This is a genomic window from Microcoleus sp. B6-A1 (genome assembly GCF_036705085.1).
GTDB lineage: Bacteria > Cyanobacteriota > Cyanobacteriia > Cyanobacteriales > Microcoleaceae > Microcoleus.
This window is the reverse complement of sequence record NZ_JAUBTU010000055.1, coordinates 30,294-47,348: the sequence shown is the minus strand read 5'-3', so window position 1 is coordinate 47,348 and position 17,055 is coordinate 30,294. Positions and strand designations below refer to the sequence as shown.

The 17,055-nt window shown below is 43.6% G+C and carries 18 protein-coding genes and 2 pseudogenes; 12 read left to right on the top strand and 8 right to left on the bottom strand.

From position 1 onward, the window contains the following. Positions 1–94 precede the first annotated feature (94 nt). From QUB11_RS20075 to QUB11_RS20060, 4 genes and pseudogenes are all read right to left on the bottom strand, one after another. Positions 95–384 (bottom strand): annotated as a pseudogene (locus QUB11_RS20075) (transposase family protein); the annotation flags it as partial. Positions 385–881: 497 nt separating this feature from the next. Continuing rightward, entirely contained in the window at positions 882–1,136 is a 255-nt protein-coding gene (locus QUB11_RS20070) for an ISAzo13-like element transposase-related protein (protein WP_333205668.1), read from the bottom strand. 18 nt (positions 1,137–1,154) lie between these two features. Next, positions 1,155–2,222, bottom strand: a pseudogene (locus tag QUB11_RS20065) (ISKra4 family transposase). 283 nt (positions 2,223–2,505) lie between these two features. Further along, the gene (locus QUB11_RS20060; RefSeq protein ID WP_333205667.1) at positions 2,506–2,814 is read right to left on the bottom strand and encodes a hypothetical protein; all 309 of its coding nucleotides are present in this window, start codon (positions 2,812–2,814) and stop codon (positions 2,506–2,508) included. A 273-nt stretch (positions 2,815–3,087) separates the two neighbouring features. Between QUB11_RS20060 and QUB11_RS20055 the strand changes: the two genes are divergently transcribed. Next, the gene (locus tag QUB11_RS20055; RefSeq protein WP_333205666.1) at positions 3,088–4,191 is read left to right on the top strand and encodes an IS630 family transposase; all 1,104 of its coding nucleotides are present in this window, start codon (positions 3,088–3,090) and stop codon (positions 4,189–4,191) included. A 101-nt stretch (positions 4,192–4,292) separates the two neighbouring features. Here the strand turns inward: QUB11_RS20055 and QUB11_RS20050 are convergent, their stop codons facing one another. Continuing rightward, positions 4,293–5,009, bottom strand: a complete 717-nt coding sequence (locus tag QUB11_RS20050) for a GUN4 N-terminal ARM-like repeat domain-containing protein (protein ID WP_333205665.1) — start codon at positions 5,007–5,009, stop codon at positions 4,293–4,295. On the opposite strand from QUB11_RS20050, the gene QUB11_RS20045 reads away from it, so the two are divergent. Then, positions 5,008–5,205, top strand: coding sequence for a hypothetical protein (locus QUB11_RS20045; protein WP_333205664.1), 198 nt, complete (start codon positions 5,008–5,010; stop codon positions 5,203–5,205). The genes QUB11_RS20050 and QUB11_RS20045 overlap by 2 nt on opposite strands. A 40-nt stretch (positions 5,206–5,245) precedes the next feature. Here the strand turns inward: QUB11_RS20045 and QUB11_RS20040 are convergent, their stop codons facing one another. Further along, positions 5,246–5,818 (bottom strand): hypothetical protein, encoded by a 573-nt coding sequence (locus tag QUB11_RS20040; protein ID WP_333066315.1) that lies wholly within the window; start codon positions 5,816–5,818, stop codon positions 5,246–5,248. Between the two features lie 281 nt (positions 5,819–6,099). Next, positions 6,100–6,309, bottom strand: a complete 210-nt coding sequence (locus QUB11_RS20035; protein ID WP_333205663.1) for a hypothetical protein — start codon at positions 6,307–6,309, stop codon at positions 6,100–6,102. 970 nt (positions 6,310–7,279) lie between these two features. On the opposite strand from QUB11_RS20035, the gene QUB11_RS20030 reads away from it, so the two are divergent. From QUB11_RS20030 to QUB11_RS19995, 8 genes are all read left to right on the top strand, one after another. Next, on the top strand, positions 7,280–9,916 hold the full coding sequence (locus QUB11_RS20030) for an AAA-like domain-containing protein (RefSeq protein ID WP_333205662.1): 2,637 nt from the start codon (positions 7,280–7,282) through the stop codon (positions 9,914–9,916). A gap of 72 nt (positions 9,917–9,988) precedes the next feature. Further along, complete coding sequence (locus tag QUB11_RS20025; protein ID WP_333205661.1) at positions 9,989–10,243, top strand: type II toxin-antitoxin system RelN family antitoxin; 255 nt, start codon at positions 9,989–9,991, stop codon at positions 10,241–10,243. Beyond that, entirely contained in the window at positions 10,233–10,598 is a 366-nt protein-coding gene (locus tag QUB11_RS20020) for a type II toxin-antitoxin system RelE/ParE family toxin (protein WP_333205660.1), read from the top strand. The genes QUB11_RS20025 and QUB11_RS20020 overlap by 11 nt, the downstream gene beginning before the upstream one ends. A gap of 21 nt (positions 10,599–10,619) precedes the next feature. After that, complete coding sequence (gene ruvA, locus QUB11_RS20015; protein ID WP_333156680.1) at positions 10,620–11,243, top strand: Holliday junction branch migration protein RuvA; 624 nt, start codon at positions 10,620–10,622, stop codon at positions 11,241–11,243. Between the two features lie 233 nt (positions 11,244–11,476). Continuing rightward, positions 11,477–11,746: a 30S ribosomal protein S15 gene (rpsO, locus tag QUB11_RS20010; protein WP_333205659.1), complete on the top strand. Its 270-nt coding sequence runs from the start codon at positions 11,477–11,479 to the stop codon at positions 11,744–11,746. Between the two features lie 95 nt (positions 11,747–11,841). Continuing rightward, complete coding sequence (locus QUB11_RS20005; RefSeq protein WP_333205658.1) at positions 11,842–12,315, top strand: PAM68 family protein; 474 nt, start codon at positions 11,842–11,844, stop codon at positions 12,313–12,315. Positions 12,316–12,521: 206 nt separating this feature from the next. Further along, complete coding sequence (gene aroF / locus QUB11_RS20000) at positions 12,522–13,583, top strand: 3-deoxy-7-phosphoheptulonate synthase (RefSeq protein ID WP_333205657.1); 1,062 nt, start codon at positions 12,522–12,524, stop codon at positions 13,581–13,583. Between the two features lie 180 nt (positions 13,584–13,763). Then, on the top strand, positions 13,764–14,324 hold the full coding sequence (locus QUB11_RS19995; protein ID WP_333205656.1) for a Uma2 family endonuclease: 561 nt from the start codon (positions 13,764–13,766) through the stop codon (positions 14,322–14,324). A gap of 148 nt (positions 14,325–14,472) precedes the next feature. Here QUB11_RS19995 and QUB11_RS19990 read toward each other — a convergent pair whose 3' ends face one another. Further along, on the bottom strand, positions 14,473–14,790 hold the full coding sequence (locus QUB11_RS19990) for a hypothetical protein (RefSeq protein WP_333175392.1): 318 nt from the start codon (positions 14,788–14,790) through the stop codon (positions 14,473–14,475). Positions 14,791–15,008: 218 nt separating this feature from the next. Between QUB11_RS19990 and QUB11_RS19985 the strand changes: the two genes are divergently transcribed. Both QUB11_RS19985 and QUB11_RS19980 read left to right on the top strand, forming a co-directional pair. Then, positions 15,009–16,403, top strand: a complete 1,395-nt coding sequence (locus QUB11_RS19985) for an NB-ARC domain-containing protein (RefSeq protein WP_333205655.1) — start codon at positions 15,009–15,011, stop codon at positions 16,401–16,403. 8 nt (positions 16,404–16,411) lie between these two features. Continuing rightward, on the top strand, positions 16,412–17,020 hold the full coding sequence (locus QUB11_RS19980) for a tetratricopeptide repeat protein (RefSeq protein WP_333205654.1): 609 nt from the start codon (positions 16,412–16,414) through the stop codon (positions 17,018–17,020). The last annotated feature ends 35 nt before the right edge of the window (positions 17,021–17,055 follow it).

Sequence of the window (17,055 nt, the reverse complement as noted above, 5' to 3'; positions counted from 1 at the left end):
TCTTATTTTTGCGGGTTCGGTGGCCCAATCTTTGAAAAATACTCGCTCGCGCGATCGCACCTGCGGAATGTGGGATAACTTCTCAAGAAAAAACTTTCGGGTCTAGCTTTTCAAACACCCGGCGAAATGTATCATCACGCTTGGATGCCATTGGGTAACTCTAAAAATTATTCACGCCCATTGCTGCTTGCTGAGTCCATAATTTTCGATGTCTTCCCACCCCTGGGCACCGGCGATCGTAGCTAATATGGTAATGACCAGAATGTCTTTAAGTAAATGTTGTTTTGTTCGGTCTACTCTCGGATCTGGTATGTCATCAAAATAAGTTGAAGGCGCAGTAAGTGTTGCAGGGAGAGGGGTTGAGACCTGTCGGGTTTCGGTGATGATTTTGCCTCATTCACAACACGCTCGAATCCTTTCTCCATTGATTTTTCCTCACCATTCGTGACACAGATGAAGCAGTATTATAGAACCAATTTGACATCTTTGAGGCTGCGAGTCGATCGCCCGTTGTCTGTCGGGCGTTGCTTAATCAGGGATGGGTTCAAAGAGCCGCTATTGACAGGATGCTCTTTTATATCTTGCCCTTTTTGTCAAGTACAATTTATACCAAATTAGATGAGCTTACCCTGAAAAAAACGCTTAGCTATTGCTTTTTGTGAGATGGGTTCAGTATGATAAGTATCTAGGATTTTTGGCAGAAAATCAATCGAGTAAGCTTTCATTTTTAACAAGGTATGATGTTTGGTACAAGTAAACGTGTTGTGAGTCAAGCATCGCGTACTTTCAAAAAAATGTTATGATGTGTGGTATCGCTTTCGCGTGGCTTTACTCAACCATATAATTATAGTTCATTTGATCCGATATTCTCTGTTTTACCCTCACGAGTGAGGGTCAGTAACATTATACCTCATCTTTCTGAGAAAGGCTGTATATCGTCGGTTTTGTTGAGAATCATAAACCCCATGCGGAATCACTTTCCCGTGACCTAAACTCCAAAAATCATGATCGAAAGTAGTGACAGGTTCCTTTGTATAGAGAGTTCCCGGACGATACAATTTTCCTAAAACTTCTTTCTTTTTGGTGTCAAGACTAATAATAGGATTGCTGGGTTCTCTATACTCTGTAGGGTGCATCTCACTTTGGCAAATACATCAAATTGAAAGTTGACCGTTGAGATAAGCACAGCGAAGAGAAAGGATAGAGGGAACGCTCTCAATTTTCCATTGCGCTCCTGATATTTTTACCCTGAACCCAATTCGTTTAATAATTGATTCAACTGTTCCCGAACCTATCGAACTTATGGACTCTTCTTTATAGTATTGGTAGTTGACTATTCGGCACCGATGGGTCTCTAAATAGTTACAAAATATTTTGAATCCTTTTTTTTTCATCTCTTTAAATAGATTAATAACTTCATCTATTTTACCTTGCCACAACATATTTTCGGCTAGTTTTAAACGTTTTAGCGAACCTCCTACCTTGTAAAGATTTTCTTTCAGATGATACCAATCTAAGATTTCTTGTCTTTGTTCAGTATCTCCTATTTCTTGAAATATTTTCCAAATTCCCGCATGACCATCTCAACCGTCAATACATAGGATGTAGTAAGTTTTGGCTATTAGTCCAATCAATTAAATCTTGATTATTTTGAAAAAAGGCTCCCGAATAAACATTATCTAAACAAATGGCTTTATAGTCTTTCCAGTAACAGCCCTCGCCTTTGGTGTCGTTGCGTAGCCTGACTTTCCCGCCATCTAATGTAATTTCTTGAACTCCTTGTTTAGATGTAGGTAATTCAAATTCTTGTCGTTTGACTAATCTTTGTAATGTACTATGAGAGACTTTGATCCCCGTGAAAATCTCTAAATCTTTTTCTGCCATTTGATAAGATTCGTTGGCACTGATTAAAAGACAGCACTTTTCCATCATTGGACTGAATTGACTATACGCTTTCAATCCAAAATATTTCGCTTGATTGTCTGTAATTTCGAGCGAACCGACTATTGATTTTATTTTTCTGGATTTTCCTGTTTGAATCCCTGATACTGCTGAAAAAAAAAGCTACCTAGTTCTGGTCCCACTTGTTCTAGCATTTTCTGACGGAGAGATTTTTCTATGCTATCAAAACTTTCTAACTCGGTTGGATCTGTATTTCTGTAAAGAATGGATGCTGCCGCTTTTAAGTAGGCTTTTAGCTGTTCTTGGTCTGAGGGTGTCATTTTCTTTACCTCATATTTTTTGGCAATTTTACTAGCTTTTCCATTTTAACCCTTTTGCGACATATTCGCCAAAGCGAGATGCACCCTACTCTGTACTCTGTATCCAGTCGCGCAATATTTTTAAATTGAGCGTCCCGATTTTTGTTAATTCCTATTGTTTGTTTTTTTGGGCTTTTCTTTTCACATATCCATGCTTTTTTAATAGCTTGGCAACTCAGGGTAGACTAATGGTGAAACCTGCCGTTCGTAGTCCAGAAGCTATTTCTTTATGCGTCAAATTAGTTTATTTGATTAACTCATTCATTGGGTCTCCGGCTGTGTGATTTTTTAAAACTTCTAAAAAGGCTGCCTCAATACCGATTTGAGTAGACCCAATACTTTTTCTTCCCCCTCCTTTCTTTCTGATCCTGGAACTATTTAGTGTCTCTGAGTCCATTTTCTCTAATTCTTCCAATCCCTTGATTATGGTATTTCGGCTGCAGCCCAAAAGTTGCATTACATAGCTAATTCCACCCCATCCTAATTTTTGAGATTCTATAGCTGCATACCTTCTTTTATCCTTTTCTGATAAGGATTTATAAAAAATTTTCATTTCTGACTCAATTGAACTCGAATAAAACATGGATTTAAAAGTAAATTAGAATAGTTAAGTAGAAAAATCCTTTGTGAGTTGATCTCTGTAGGAGCCAAAATTGCAATAAGCGCACTTTTTTCATTATAACCGATAACTCATCAACTTATTTATTTTTCATTCCTTATTCAGCAAGCCCTATCTATGTTCTGACGGGGTTGTTACTGTCATAAGCTGTTCAGCATCTAAAACGCATATTGCATAGTATAATATGATGATATTTATAAAAAGTCAATGCCTACTAAAAACTTCCTCAGTTCCGAGACAAGGGAAAATCTTCAACAAGTATTAAAGGAGCATGAGCATCCAGACATTCGGCAAAGAGCCTTAATTTTTTTATTGCTAAATAGCGGAAATACACAAGCTCAAACTGCTGAACTAATAGGATGCTCTCTGAGAAAGATTGCTTATTGGAGCATTCATGGTGATCCTGATAATTTAGACACTTTTAAAGATAATAGGATGAAGGGTAATTACCGAAAAGCCACAGAAGAATACATTAATTTACTTTTAGAAACAGTTGAAGTAGAACCTGAGAAATATGGCTATGAATTCGGGAAATGGACAACAGCTAGACTTGCCATATATCTAGGAGAGAAAACAGGAATCGAGTTGAGTAGTACCCAAGTAAGGAGAATTTTAAAATCAAAAAAGTATGTTTACCTTTGGGCTAAATACAGCTTGAAGGATAAGCAAGATGCCGTAGAAAGGGGTTTATTTAAAGATAAATTAGCTGAGTATTTAAAAGTAGAAAAAGAATCTCCAAACCTATTGCAGGTATGGTTTTGGGACGAAAGTGGATTTAGTTTAAGAGTAATTAGACGGAAAACCTGGTGTAAAAAGGGGACTAGAAGTAATAAAAGAGGAGACCGACGAAAAGGTCGTATTAATGTTATGGGTGGAGTGAGATACTCAGACAAAAAAAGATGGGTAGATTTTATTCCATCTGGTAATTCTGCTAATTTTTATGCTGTGCTGAAAACTTTTTATGAAGATTTAAAATCCGAGTGGATATTGCAAGGAAATTTAGCGGAAGAATTTGAAGATAAAGGCTGTAAATTTGTGATAATCTTGGACAACGCTAGTTTTCATAAAAAAGCAGCGACTTTGCAGAAAATAGCGTCAGAGATGCCGAATCTAATCATAGAGTTTTTGCCCAAGTATAGCCCGGACTATAACTTAGTTGAATTAGTCTGGCATTCTGCCAAGGAATATGTTGCTAATAGATTATTTGAATCCATTGAAAAATTAGAAGCACTGTTACATAAACTGTTAAATGAAGGAGGACTAATTATGAAATGGAACCGAAAAATAAAAAATAAAGGTAACGCGAGTTAATGCAGTTTAGATGTTTGACAGCTTATCCAACACCCCCTCACTAACAAATGTCGGGCCGAACATCCCGCCGGCCCCGCCTTCTCCAAAAGCCCGAAAACCATTCACTTCAACCAGGCACGGTGAGCCATCAAAGCTGCAAAAGGCTGCACTCCCCGCAACTGATTCGACAGCGGCAAATGACCCCTAGGCGCGCTCAAATCCCAAATAAACTCTTGCGGATACCGCGTCCAATTATTCCCCTTCTTCCAGCCAATTAGCGGCCACAACTTATCCCAATTCTTGCCCGAACTCAGCCAAATTTCCCGCTGCACCGAAAAGCCAAATTTGCCTTCGGAATGAACTTTCCACAGCGTATTAATTGTTTGCAAATCCGCCACTGGCAAACTCTCAACTTGCGTAAAATACAGCCACTTTCTCATGGAAGCTGTCTCACCCGCTAATTCACAAAGCTTGTCTAAAGTCAAGCGATCGGCTTCTTGAAATTCCTGTAACGCCAATAATTGTTGCAGTGGAGTGTAATCAATGTTAGAGTCCGATCGCAGCGGCACAACCCCAGTGGGAAAATTCGCTTGCAAAAACTCCGCCGCTCTCGGAGAATTAGCACTGTAAAGAATTTGGTAAGCCTTACCCATTACCGCAGTCGGTGCTTCTGACTTGCGCTCTAATAAAAATTCCATCAATACATCCCAACCGGAATCTGCTATTTGTTGTTGTAGCAGTTGCAGTTGAGCTTTTTCCGAACCCGACCTCAACTGAGAGCGGAGTTCGGCTGTATCGGCCGCCGAGTCTAGAGGAGAAGTAGAAATCGAGTCAGTCATGAGAAACTATCAGCTATCAGCTATCAGCTATCAGCTATTAGCTGAAGCCCTGGTTTTCCTCCATTGTACAATGGTACTGACTCCGATTCACTTCTCTGTACTCGGATGCCTGCGCGCCACGCTGCCTAGTTTAGCCTCAAGCCCGCACGCACCCTCTTCGCCAATGGCAGCAATAGCAAATCAGTCTACCATCTGAAATTTACGATCGATGCCATGTCAAAGAGTTTTTCTTGAACCTAGTCGTCCACGATCGAAACCCATGCAGAGAAGGAAGGCGGAAAAAAGTTTATGTCATATTCCGAGTCTTCCCATTCTTTGACCCAAAGCGGTACCGCGCCGGGGCGAGGAGTAGCAGAAAATGTGCGTTCTTTGACTTCGATCGAGTGAAATAGCTGTTTTAAAGTATCTCCCCGATCCAAAGCTTCGCTAAGGATGTCGTCCAACTCAGGATCGACCCGTTTGACACGGTTTTTGTCCTCCTCCAGCCACAGAAGTTTCAAAGACTTCAGATCTCTCGGACTGAGGATGCTCTTGTAGTACACGCGCTTAAGGGTCGCTACGGGCTCCAATGAACGTTCGATCCGGCGAATTTGCTGAACTCGCAGGTAGTGCCATTCTGCTAAACGCTTGCTTTCCGAAGGCGGGAGAGTACCCTTGCCCGCTGCGTGTTTGTAGTCGTATTTAATCAAACTGCAAGCCATATTGGCTAGCAGGTGAATCAACTGTTTTTCTTTGGGTGTTGCCTGACGCCGTTCCTGGGTTCTTGTCAATACGCGCTGTCTGCGGGTAGTTTCGAGAGTATTTTCCATTGGGTTTTTACGAGATGAAATACGATTGTGCCAGATCCAAATCCCGAACATCAGAAGGTAAGGAAGTTGATAGGCGGGGAAACTCCACCGACAGACTCGCCTTACCTGTTTATTTTCCCATTCACCGTTCTCTGAAACTGACCCCCACCCCCGGGATTAGGTAGACTGATATTGGGATCTAGTTTTAACCACCTCGATTAGAGGCCCTTGCGACAACAAATACCACCACAACTACAACCACAACCACAACCGCACAAGAGCGAACCACACAAGAGCGCCAATTATTTCCTGCCTTTACCCGTTTTTACCTCTTCTTGCTCCCCATCCTCATTCGTTCCAGTGTAGTTAAAGTCGGGATTAATCTCCCAAGCCGTCAAACTGCTGGCTGATGAATGTTGTGGGGTGATCGCTAAAGCGCTGGCGCTGCCTGCCTGGAAAAAGCCGAAGCCAGCCGAGGCAATTACCCCTAATACTAAGATGCTGTTTTTCATGTTCGATGACCCTGATTTCCGTAGATAGACACTTTTTGGCTAACCCGATCTGTCAGAAATGGGTTGATGCAATAGCCCACTTGTCTTCTGATAAATCTGCCTGCCATAATCAATTCAGACAGGCACACCCGCTTGCGATCGGAAACGCCGGAAGTGACGTGTTACTAATGTCCACGATCATCCACCAACCCGAATTTTTTGGGTAGTGGAGCGAAAGCCATCAGGGCGTCGATCCATCAGGGAGTTATGCCATCAGGGTGCTAATCCATCGGGTAGTTAAGCCATCAGGGCGCATCTTCTACAATTAGCCACCGACTTAACTTTTATAGTTGAGTGAGTGGTTAGCCTGGTACTGACAAAGCCTTTAAGAATTAAACTTTTTGTGGATGCATCCTGAAAAGTTTGTTCTTAGGAATCCCCGAACGCGAAAGCCCGGGGAAAGTCAGCAGCATGGAATTCCATGCAATCTAAGTCAATTAAAAAAACGCAGATTAACGATATCTCCCACTCAAGCAGTCCTCAGCTAAACGCTGGGGTTTTTTATTGGCAGCCATTCCGAGCGCGTTTTTCTCCGGCATCCGGGAGGCGGATCAGAAGGCAGAAGGTTGACGGCGTTCTGTGGTTAGGAGTTTCCCTGCCCACATCATACCACCGGGTGAAATTTAAAGTATTATTGTAAAAAAATGTGAAAAAATGGGCGTTTTAGCGTTCTAAATCCGATCGAGTGAAAATTCATCTAATTATGTGAACGAGTGTAAAAAATCCAGGGGCGGGCTACAATTGGGCCGAGCGTAGGATTTGGGGCGAACGCTTGCAAAGATACGGTAAAGATTGACGAGAAGAAAGCTGAGCTAGTAGACAATAGAGAAAGAGGAAGAAAAATTTTCCACCATAGTAAGCGGGCAATAATTGTAATTTGTAACCTTTCGATCGCACAGCATAGGGGCGTAGGATCTTGATGAATTCCCAGATGAGAGCAGAAGTCAACTCAACGTACCAATATCAAGTTGGAGGATATTTGCCTGCCGGGGCGCCCACCTATGTCAGGCGATCGGCAGACAGCGAACTCTACGAAGGACTCAAAGCCCGAGACTTCTGCTACGTGTTGAGTTCGCCACAAATGGGAAAGTCCAGCCTGCTAGTGCAAACGGCCAAAAGGTTGCAAGCCGAAGGTACAGTTTTTACCGCCATCAACTTGAGAAGCATCAGTAGCCGAGATATCTCCCCCCAGAAGTGGTATGGCGCAATCATGTACCGCATGGCAAGCAGTTTACACATCACAAACAGGTTTGATGCCATGAAGTGGTGGAACGATCGCGAACTGCTATCGCCGGTGCAGCGATTGGAGATATTTATCGAAAAAGTTTTGCTCAAGTCACTTCAGCAAAATCTGGTAATTTTCCTAGATGACATTGACAGCATCAGCAGCCTAAATTTCAGTACCAGCGATTTTTTTGCTTTGATCCGGGCTTGTTACTCCAAGCGGGCAGAGCAACCGGAATACGATCGCCTGACTTTTGCTGTTATGGGAGTAGCAGCCCCCTCAGAATTGATCCGAGATCCAAGATGCAACCCTTTTAATATTGGACGGCAGATTCATTTAAGTCGATTCCAACTGCACGAAAGTTTGCCGCTAGCAAAAGGATTAGCCCTGAAAGCTTTTCGCCCCCAAAAAGTGCTCCAAGAAATATTAGCTTGGACGGGCGGCCAACCGTTTCTAACTCAAAAAGTTTGTCACTTGGTACTTGAATACGGGCCTTTTATTGGCCGAAATTCCGAAGCTCAGCAAGTTGAAAAACTGGTCAAACACAGAATTATTAAAAATTGGGAAGAAGAAGACGAACCCCAACATTTGATAGCAATTCGCGATCGCATTTTCCATAACCCCTGTGACCTCACGCGGCTGTTAACGCTGTACCAGCAAGCTTTGCAACCCGCCAAGGCAACAAAACGGGGGGAACTGCAGGCAGTACCAGCAGATTACTCTCCCGAAAAACTCGAATTGCAACTGTCAGGACTGGTTGTTAAATCTCACGGTAAATTAATAGTTTCCAACCTAATTTATCAGTCAGTTTTTAATCAATTTTGGGTAGAAAAAGAGCTGGGAAAATTGGCTCCGTACCGATCCGCCCTAGCAGCATGGCTGGCTTCAGACCGCGAAGATGAATCGCTGTTATTGACAGGAGAAAGTTTGCAGTCAGCTTTGGATTGGGCTGCGGACAAACAATTAAGCCAAGAACACTATTGGTTCTTGAATCCCGATCGAACTTTTCGGGAAAAACCGACAGTCGTTGTCGCACAAGTTGCAGACAGCAGCGTAGACACAGATGCAGACAGCAGCATCCTCACCCCGCCCTCAGATAGTGTTCCAACAGGCAGCAACGAACAGAGATTGTACGATCACATCGTCTCCTGCGTGGAAACAGAATCCCCCGCACAGGTGATCGAGCGGTTCCGAAAGCTATTTATCGACGGCATGGGCTATCCCGATCGAGAGATTGAAGCAACTTTGTACAGTATAGTCTCCGTCAAGCGATCGGATCAGGACTTTAAATATCTCCTCCACCGCTGCTGCTACATCCCGATCAACCGCTGGCAATTGCAATCACAAAATCAGTTCGCGATCGCCAAGTTGGTAGCTTTATTTAAGCAGACTTCTCCCCGATTCGGGATGGAATTTTACATAGTCAAGCGCTTACAAGAACAAATAAATTTCTTTACTAAAAGTGAAGAATTCCAGACCATAGAGCGCTTAGTAAAAGCCTTAGATAGAGAGGCGGAACAGCAGAAACAAGATACAGATTCTCCTTTGGGCGAATTGATATGTCGGTATCCTTATTTGTACGGCTATTCTCTACTGAGCAAGGACAGCATTGAGGAAGACCAACAAACCATCCAAAAACTGGCATTTCAAAGACAGCGACAATTTGAAACACATTTGTCTAAATATTTGAATTATATGGTTGAACCGAGAAATACAGAAATAGGAATTGTGCAGCGGGCTGCTAATCCCACACTTTTGAACGATGCAGAACTGCACTTAGCGGTGAGGGAATTTGCGGGAAAAGTAGCAGGCGATCGCAGCTACAAAGAAGCGGCTCAATTTTTTCTAAGAGATTCCCGACAAACTCCATCTTACGCATCATTTAAAGGAGATTTATATGAATATTTAATATCCTCGGTAGAACCAGAATACGGGGGGCGTCAATTTAATGACCGTTTGTACAAACAAATCAAAAATACATTGCGAGAAAATGACTCGGTGAAATTCAATAATCGCTTGTTAGTTCGTACTTGCAGCCAGTTGTTCAACTTCTTAGTAGTGGAAAATTCTCAACATCCCAGCCACTACGTTTTTTACGACTTGGTGTACAACCTCGGCGCTAGTAGGACAATGGGCTTACTGCTGAAACTTGTGCTGCTTTCGGGCAAAGTCAAACCAGAGTTGGAAAAGCGATTTTCTATTTTGTTCAATCACTATGAAGGTAAAGCTTCTAATGAAATTATGTGGTTTGTCAAATCGTTGGAAAATTTCAATGTGGCTTTGGTTGTGAATTTTGGTAAGACGGATTTGTCTTTGGTTAAACAGCAGCTTATTTTGACTTGAGAATAACAAAATCGCTCGAACTCGAACAGGGTTATATAATAGTATTAATTGAAAAAAATACAGGAGAAACAAATGAAAGCCTTTGAAGTCACAGGAACGATCGACGAAAAAGGTCAATTAATTCTCGATCGACCTTTAACCGCAGAAACTCCCGGCCGCGTGCGAATCATCGTTCTTCTTCCCGAACCTACAGATGAAGATGAAGACGACCCCGACGATACTCCAGTTGCAGAAATAAAAGCCAGTCTCAAAAGAGCGTTGCAGGAAGCTAAAACAGGGCAGCGAATACCTCTTTCTCAAATGTGGGAGGGCATCGATGTCGAATGAATCCGATGATCTAGTTCAAATCGATTTAACGCCTGAGTATAAACGAAATTTGCGTGAATTATCCAAAAAGTATCGACAAATCCGGCTAGATACTCAGCCCGTAATAGAACAAATACAGGCTGGCAATTTTATTGGCGATCGCATTCCCGGAATGGGCGAAGATTATATCATCTTAAAAGTCCGGGTGAAAAACAGCAACATCCAAAAAGGAAAAAGTGCAGGGTATCGCATGATTTATCAAGTCGAATCGCCCGTCAGCGTACTTTTGTTAACCATTTACTCAAAATCAGATCGAACAGATATTAGTCTCAACGAAATCCGCAACATCATCGCCGAGTTTGATGAAAACGAATAGCGGTGTATTATTATTAATTTTATGATTAGCTATCTCAAAGGCACAGTCGCCGATATCGCCAAAGGCAGCAACCGCGTCATATTGACTCTCGAAGTCAATCAAATTGGCTATGAAATCCAAATTTTGCCCCGCGTGACCGGTCAATTGCCAGCATCCGGCGAAGTCGCCCAAATTTTTACCCACCAGCAAGTTAAGGAAGACCAAATCGTATTGTACGGTTTTGGCAGCGCGGCCGAACGCGATTTGTTTCGGCAGTTGACGAGTGTTAGCGGTGTCGGTGCTCAACTGGCGATCGCACTTCTCGATACTTTAGGATTGCAAGATTTAGTCCAGGCGATCGTCGGCGGTAACACCCGCATCCTCGCCAAAACACCGGGCGTGGGTACCAAAACCGCAGAACGTCTCGCCCTGGAACTCAAAAGCAAACTCTCGGAATGGCGACAGCAAGCAGGTTTGACAACTTCAGTCGCCGCCGGAGTCCCCCCAGCTATTCAAGAAGAAGTCGAGATGATCCTGCTGGCGATGGGATACACTGGGGCGGAAGTTTTGCAAGCGCTGCAAACCCTCAGTCAAGACAGCACTTTGTCCGCCAAAGGTGATGCGGATGATTGGATACGTGAGGCGATCGCCTATTTGAGCCGATAATCCCCTACAATATCTAGCCGCCGGGAATAAACACCCAGGACGGGCGGGACGCCCATCCCACAATTTTTTTCCTGTGGGATGGGCGTCCCGCCCGTCCTAAGTATGTTTACAATTCAAGTCTATTCTGCTCAAAAAACAAACCCATCCTTGGCAAAAATTTTATCGTTGTTATGCTTCCCCTGTGATAACATTGGAGATTGTGACAATCGTACAAAAAAAACTAAAATCAATTCATGGCTCTTACACAACAGCGCAAACAAGAAATCATGGGCGACTTCCAAACCCATGAAACCGATACCGGTTCAGCAGATCTCCAAGTCGCCATGCTGACCGATCGCATCACCAAACTCAGCGCCCACCTGAAAATCAACCAAAAAGACTTCGCCTCCCGGCGCGGTTTGATGATGATGATCAGCCGCCGCAAGCGCCTGCTGGCATACATCCAAAAGCAAAATGTCGATCGCTACAAAGCATTGATTGCCCGTCTAGGCATTCGCGGCTAAACACCTAAGCCAAAATTTGCGACAATATTCTTTAATCTTGGGCAAACACCAAGACTTATTGAAAAATGTTCGAGATTTCAGGTTAGAGATAAAATATGTCCTCCGAACCACCCCGCAAGCGCTTGCCCTTTGAACCGGCAACGAATCGTAAAAAAACGCCTAAAAAGCCCCCAGAGCCCCAAGCAAGCATAGCCTTAGAGTCGGATTCTGCCGACAAGCAGCCGAAAGCTAACAAAACCGGAAAACAGGCGCAATCCATCCCAGAAGTAGTCAGCCAACGCATGATATCCCGTATAGCGGTATTCTGTGGCATACCGACAATCCTGGGAATTTCCACATTTTTTGTCAGCTATTTGGTAGTCAGCAAGGGCTTGTTTGATCTGCCCAACACAGCAGTATTGCTGGTAAGCATGGGCTGTTTTGGTCTAGGCGTTCTGGGATTAAGCTACGGAGTCCTCTCGGCTTCCTGGGATGAAGAAGTTTCAGGAAGCACTCTGGGGTGGGAAGAATTTAATACAAATTTTGGACGGATGCGAGAAGCGTGGCGCGCCGCGAAGCCAAAAAGTTAGTCATTAGTTATGAGTTATAAGTCATTAGCTAAAAACTAAGCTGTTAACCATTAGCGAGTTTGTATTTGGGGAGGGAACAAGAACCCGCCCCACAAAAATGCTAATAATACTGATATAAATAGATTCTCGATCGCCATTGCATCTATTTTTCTCAGTGCATCAGAGTCATGATCCGTTTCTAGCCCAACTAAAAAGGCAAAAAAAATATGATTATAGTAATGAAAGCCGGCACTCCAGAAGCCGAGATCGATCGACTAGACGAAGAGCTCCGCACTAACTGGGGTTTGATACCAGAAAAAATCGTCGGCCGTTACAAAACCGTCATGGGTTTGGTGGGCGACACCGTTGAGCTCGAACCGATGCAACTGCGCGAAATGAGCACCTGGATTGAGGAAGTGCTGCGGGTGGAAAAACCCTACAAACGCGCTTCTCTCGAATATCGCCAAGGTGAACCCAGCGAAGTAGCGGTTGCTACTCCTTTAGGAACTGTAATGATCGGCTTGCATCACCCGATCGCGATCGTAGCAGGCCCTTGCTCGGTCGAAAACGAAGAAATGATTGTCGAAACGGCAATGCGCGTCAAAGCTGCTGGAGCTCATTTTCTCCGTGGTGGCGCGTACAAACCGAGAACTTCCCCCTACGCTTTCCAAGGCCACGGCGAGAGTGCTTTGGGATTGCTAGCGGCGGCGCGGGAAGCTAGCGGTTTGGGAATTATTACGGAAGTTATGGATGCGGCCGACTTAAGTGCGATCGTAGAAGTAGCCGACGTAATCCAAGTCGGGGCGAGAAATATGCAGAATTTCTCACTATTGAAGAAAGTTGGAGCTCAAGACAAACCTGTTTTGCTGAAGCGCGGCATCTCCGCCACCATTGAAGAATGGTTGATGGCTGCTGAGTATATCATGGCTTCTGGCAATCCGAACGTGATTTTGTGTGAGCGCGGAATTCGCGGGTATGACAGGCAATATACACGCAATACTCTCGATTTGTCGGCGGTTCCAGTGTTGCGGACTCTGACTCACTTACCGATTATGGTTGACCCCAGTCACGGCACCGGTTGGGCGCAGTTTGTACCGTCAATGGCGTTTGCTTCGATCGCCTCTGGTACAGATTCGCTGATGATTGAAGTGCACCCGAATCCCAAAAAAGCTTTGTCTGACGGGCCGCAATCTTTAACACCGGATCAGTTCGACAAGTTGATGGAAGAATTGGCGGTGATTGGTAAAGTCATGGGACGTTGGCCGCAGCCCGTGCCAGTTTTGGCATAAAAACAGGCGAAACGCCTAACCTAAAATGCAATCGCGGTTAAATCCCCGACTTCTTTAAGAAGTTGGGGATTTTGTTATTGTGTTTTTGGAATAGAGACCCAGGGGCGATCGTACTTCTAGGAATATTGGGAAATTTTGTATAATTGATATTTGAGTTAATTAGCGAGAGGGCTGGGAGTCATGGTAGGCATCGGAACCAAACTCACTTTAGCAGAATTTCTAGCTTTGCCCGACGGAGATATATATTGTGAGTTTGTAGATGGTGAAGCAGTTCCGAAAGTGTCTCCAAAATTTTTTCATTCCAGTTTACAGGGAGCTTTGTGTCGCCTGATTCGTGTATGGTGTAAAGGACGCGGGCGAGTGCTTCCAGAATGGGCAATTTTGTTAAAACGTCAGGATAAAGATTGGGTACCTGTTCCTGCTTTGACCTATATTTCTTATGAACGTCTGGCGAAAAGCTGGCGGCAAAATGAAGCTTGTCCTGCAATTCCTGAACTGGTGATTGAGATTATCTCTCCTGGTCAAACGATGCAGGGATTTGAAGAGAAGGCGAAAGATTATTTGGCGGCGGGCGTTCCGCGAGTTTGGGTAATTGATCCACAAGCTATTTTAATAAGAAGCTTTTTCCCCGATGGTTTGAGTCAAGTTTATACGGATAATACACTAATTTTGGATGAGTTGCTGCCTGGTTTGGAGTTGACGACTAGACTGATTTTTGAAGAAGCGGAATTGATTGATTAATTGAGGGCGATCGTACTCTGTGCAAGATATCAGTCGTAGGGTGCGTGACAACGGGAAACTTTAACTCGCGGCGGTGGGACTATTGACTGTCACGCACCGCACGCGGGCCAAGCATTAAATAATACGCTCTCACCGGAAACGAGATCACTTACACTTCGAGACGGATTTTGACTGTTGTGCCAAACGCTTTTCTGAAAGCTGATTCAACATCGGGAAGTTTTTGAATTGCCATTAGCAAAAGTGGTGTTGAGGAAACTTTAATTCTTGCTTCTCTATCATTGAGAGCCATCAGTTTTCCATGCTGTCGCATCAGTTCTTTAGTGCTGCGTGGTGATATCTGAAGCAGCACAGTTTTCCATGTTAGGTCTAGTATTCCTTGCATTGCTTCTTCTATTTGTTTGAGGGTGTCGTTTTTTTGAGGTAAAACGCCTGGTAGTTCCAGTTGAACGAAATTTTGTGCTTGCATAGTCTTACTCATGATGAAGAAATGATTGTTTTAACTGGGAAATGAGCGATATCGCCTAACTTGCTTCCCATCTCTATATTCCTTGAACAGCAAAGGTTTGACGGCTCTCTTTCAACGCAAATCTGGCGCTGTATCCAAAAGTGAGCCAAAATAGAGCCGCGCCACAAATTGGCAGATGTTATAAGTTAAATATGGTTACTGAAGGTTAAAAAATCAGCATGGCAGCTAGTCTAAGAGCATCTGAATCTGGGTTGGAAATAGTCGATCGGGCTAGGCGAAAGAAAGGCTTGGAAAAACAAGCTTCTAGCTGGTGCGGAGATGCCCAAACTTCAGTCGCAACTTTAAAGCGGTTTTGGCGGCGGAAGCCTATTCAGCATGAGGTTTTTGTCAAGATTTGCAAGGCTGTAGAATTGGAGAACTGGGAAGATATTGTGGATGATAGTCCCTTATGTCAGACTGATTCGAGAGCAGAGTTTTTTGCTTGTGACGATGCTTGGGTTGGTCGAAAAGACCTGATTAGTCAACTCGCCCAGAAGGTTCAGGGTTCGTGCCACTTGTTAATTCTTCTTGGCATCGCGGGAATTGGCAAAACGGCTTTAGCTGAAAGATTGGCGGTGGAGTTGCAAGACGACGGTCGTAAGTTTCATCAGGAGAATTTTGAAAACCAGCAGCAAGCTTCGGATTTTGCTAGTGTGGCGATTCGATGGTTGGAAAAGTGGGGAGAACGCATTACGCCAGATGACCGCAAAGATACACAGCGGCTGCTGAATCGATTAGTCGAGCGATTGCGAGAAAATCGGTATTTGGTCGTGATAGATTCTCTGGAACTGATTTTAAAAGGAAATGAAGAAGCGGGCTGGAATGGTTTTCAGGATGAGTTGTGGGCAAAATTTTTTGATGGTTTTTTGGCAGTAGGATCTTGCCAAAGTCGTATCATCGTAACATCGCAGGATTTGCCAGAGCAAATTCCGGCCCGTTATAAAAATTTTTGGTATTGTCAAGAATTGAAGGGACTGACAGCATCAGAACAGTTAGACTTGTTCGATAAAACTGGACTAGAGGTGGAAATAGATTCACCAAACAAACCTTATTTAGAACGAATCGGGACTGCTTATGAAGGGCATCCATTGGCTTTGCGGGTGATTGCTGGGGAAATTGGCAGTAAGCCTTTTTATGGCAACGTGGCTGGTTATTGGAATAAATACGGGCATGAAATTGAAGAAGTGGAGAAGGCAATTGAGGAAGCTAAGACCAAAGGAATAACGGCATCAGCAGATGACGACTGGCGACTGGATCGATATACTCGCGAACTGCGAAAAAATGTGCGATTCCGGCTGGAAAAGACGTTTGAGAGATTGAAAAAAGATGTTTTGAATGCCTATCGATTGCTTTGCGAAGCTTCTGTGTATCGCTGTGCCGTACCGGAAGAGTTTTGGCTGAGTCATTTGGAAGATTGGGATTGCGATGACCAGAAGCAAGAGTTAGCGTTGGATGCGTTGCGCGATCGCTTTTTGGTAGAAGAAGAATTAATTGACGATGAGATACACTTGCGACAGCACAATTTAATTCGCAGTGTAGCATTAGAGCATTTGAAAAATTTGACAGTGAGGTAGTGGACAATATGAAGAGTGATTTTGCTGAATTTGATTTTAAAAGTCAAAATAGTTTGGAAGTTGACATCACGCCGCCGGGAGAGTGGATGCTGGCTAATCTGGGAATTGATCTAGCAGCACCGGAGTTTAGGGAAATGCCCCCTTGTAAACGCGCTCAGTACAGAGCGGTTAAAAATTGGCTGACGAGGTACAAACTGAAGCCGGATGCTTCCAATCTTGAGAAAGTTCGGGGATACTTGGAAGCATTTCACCATCTCTGCGAAGTCGAAGACTGGCAAAGAGCTTGGGAAACCCTTGTGATTCGCCTCAATACTCCTATTAAAGAACAATTACACAATCAATTTGGTATTTGGGGGTACTATCGCGAACAAATTGAAATTTATGACCGAATATTAGGTAAATTAAACCAGACAGAAAACACTATTTTATTCAATGTTTTCGCTAATGCTTATCAAGCATTAGGAGACCATGAAACAGCGAGGAAATACTACCAACAAAGTTTGAATAGTGTAATGGAATTCCCAAACCGTAAGCTAGAAGCCACGGTTTTGGGAAATATTGCAAATACTTATTTATCTCAGAGAAAGTTTTCCAAAGCCCTAAAGTGCTATCAATAAAGTTTAGAAATTAGCCAAAAAATAGCAGACAGATA

Excerpts from the sequence above, each read along its gene's own strand:
- QUB11_RS20070 (WP_333205668.1), bottom strand. The coding sequence starts at position 1,136 with ATGCACCCTACAGAGTATAGAGAACCCAGCAATCCTATTATTAGTCTT.
- QUB11_RS20060 (WP_333205667.1), bottom strand. The coding sequence starts at position 2,814 with ATGAAAATTTTTTATAAATCCTTATCAGAAAAGGATAAAAGAAGGTAT.
- QUB11_RS20055 (WP_333205666.1), top strand. The coding sequence starts at position 3,088 with ATGCCTACTAAAAACTTCCTCAGTTCCGAGACAAGGGAAAATCTTCAA.
- QUB11_RS20045 (WP_333205664.1), top strand. The coding sequence starts at position 5,008 with ATGAGAAACTATCAGCTATCAGCTATCAGCTATCAGCTATTAGCTGAA.
- QUB11_RS20050 (WP_333205665.1), bottom strand. The coding sequence starts at position 5,009 with ATGACTGACTCGATTTCTACTTCTCCTCTAGACTCGGCGGCCGATACA.
- QUB11_RS20040 (WP_333066315.1), bottom strand. The coding sequence starts at position 5,818 with ATGGAAAATACTCTCGAAACTACCCGCAGACAGCGCGTATTGACAAGA.
- QUB11_RS20035 (WP_333205663.1), bottom strand. The coding sequence starts at position 6,309 with ATGAAAAACAGCATCTTAGTATTAGGGGTAATTGCCTCGGCTGGCTTC.
- QUB11_RS20030 (WP_333205662.1), top strand. The coding sequence starts at position 7,280 with ATGAGAGCAGAAGTCAACTCAACGTACCAATATCAAGTTGGAGGATAT.
- QUB11_RS20025 (WP_333205661.1), top strand. The coding sequence starts at position 9,989 with ATGAAAGCCTTTGAAGTCACAGGAACGATCGACGAAAAAGGTCAATTA.
- QUB11_RS20020 (WP_333205660.1), top strand. The coding sequence starts at position 10,233 with ATGTCGAATGAATCCGATGATCTAGTTCAAATCGATTTAACGCCTGAG.
- ruvA (WP_333156680.1), top strand. The coding sequence starts at position 10,620 with ATGATTAGCTATCTCAAAGGCACAGTCGCCGATATCGCCAAAGGCAGC.
- rpsO (WP_333205659.1), top strand. The coding sequence starts at position 11,477 with ATGGCTCTTACACAACAGCGCAAACAAGAAATCATGGGCGACTTCCAA.
- QUB11_RS20005 (WP_333205658.1), top strand. The coding sequence starts at position 11,842 with ATGTCCTCCGAACCACCCCGCAAGCGCTTGCCCTTTGAACCGGCAACG.
- aroF (WP_333205657.1), top strand. The coding sequence starts at position 12,522 with ATGATTATAGTAATGAAAGCCGGCACTCCAGAAGCCGAGATCGATCGA.
- QUB11_RS19995 (WP_333205656.1), top strand. The coding sequence starts at position 13,764 with ATGGTAGGCATCGGAACCAAACTCACTTTAGCAGAATTTCTAGCTTTG.
- QUB11_RS19990 (WP_333175392.1), bottom strand. The coding sequence starts at position 14,790 with ATGCAAGCACAAAATTTCGTTCAACTGGAACTACCAGGCGTTTTACCT.
- QUB11_RS19985 (WP_333205655.1), top strand. The coding sequence starts at position 15,009 with ATGGCAGCTAGTCTAAGAGCATCTGAATCTGGGTTGGAAATAGTCGAT.
- QUB11_RS19980 (WP_333205654.1), top strand. The coding sequence starts at position 16,412 with ATGAAGAGTGATTTTGCTGAATTTGATTTTAAAAGTCAAAATAGTTTG.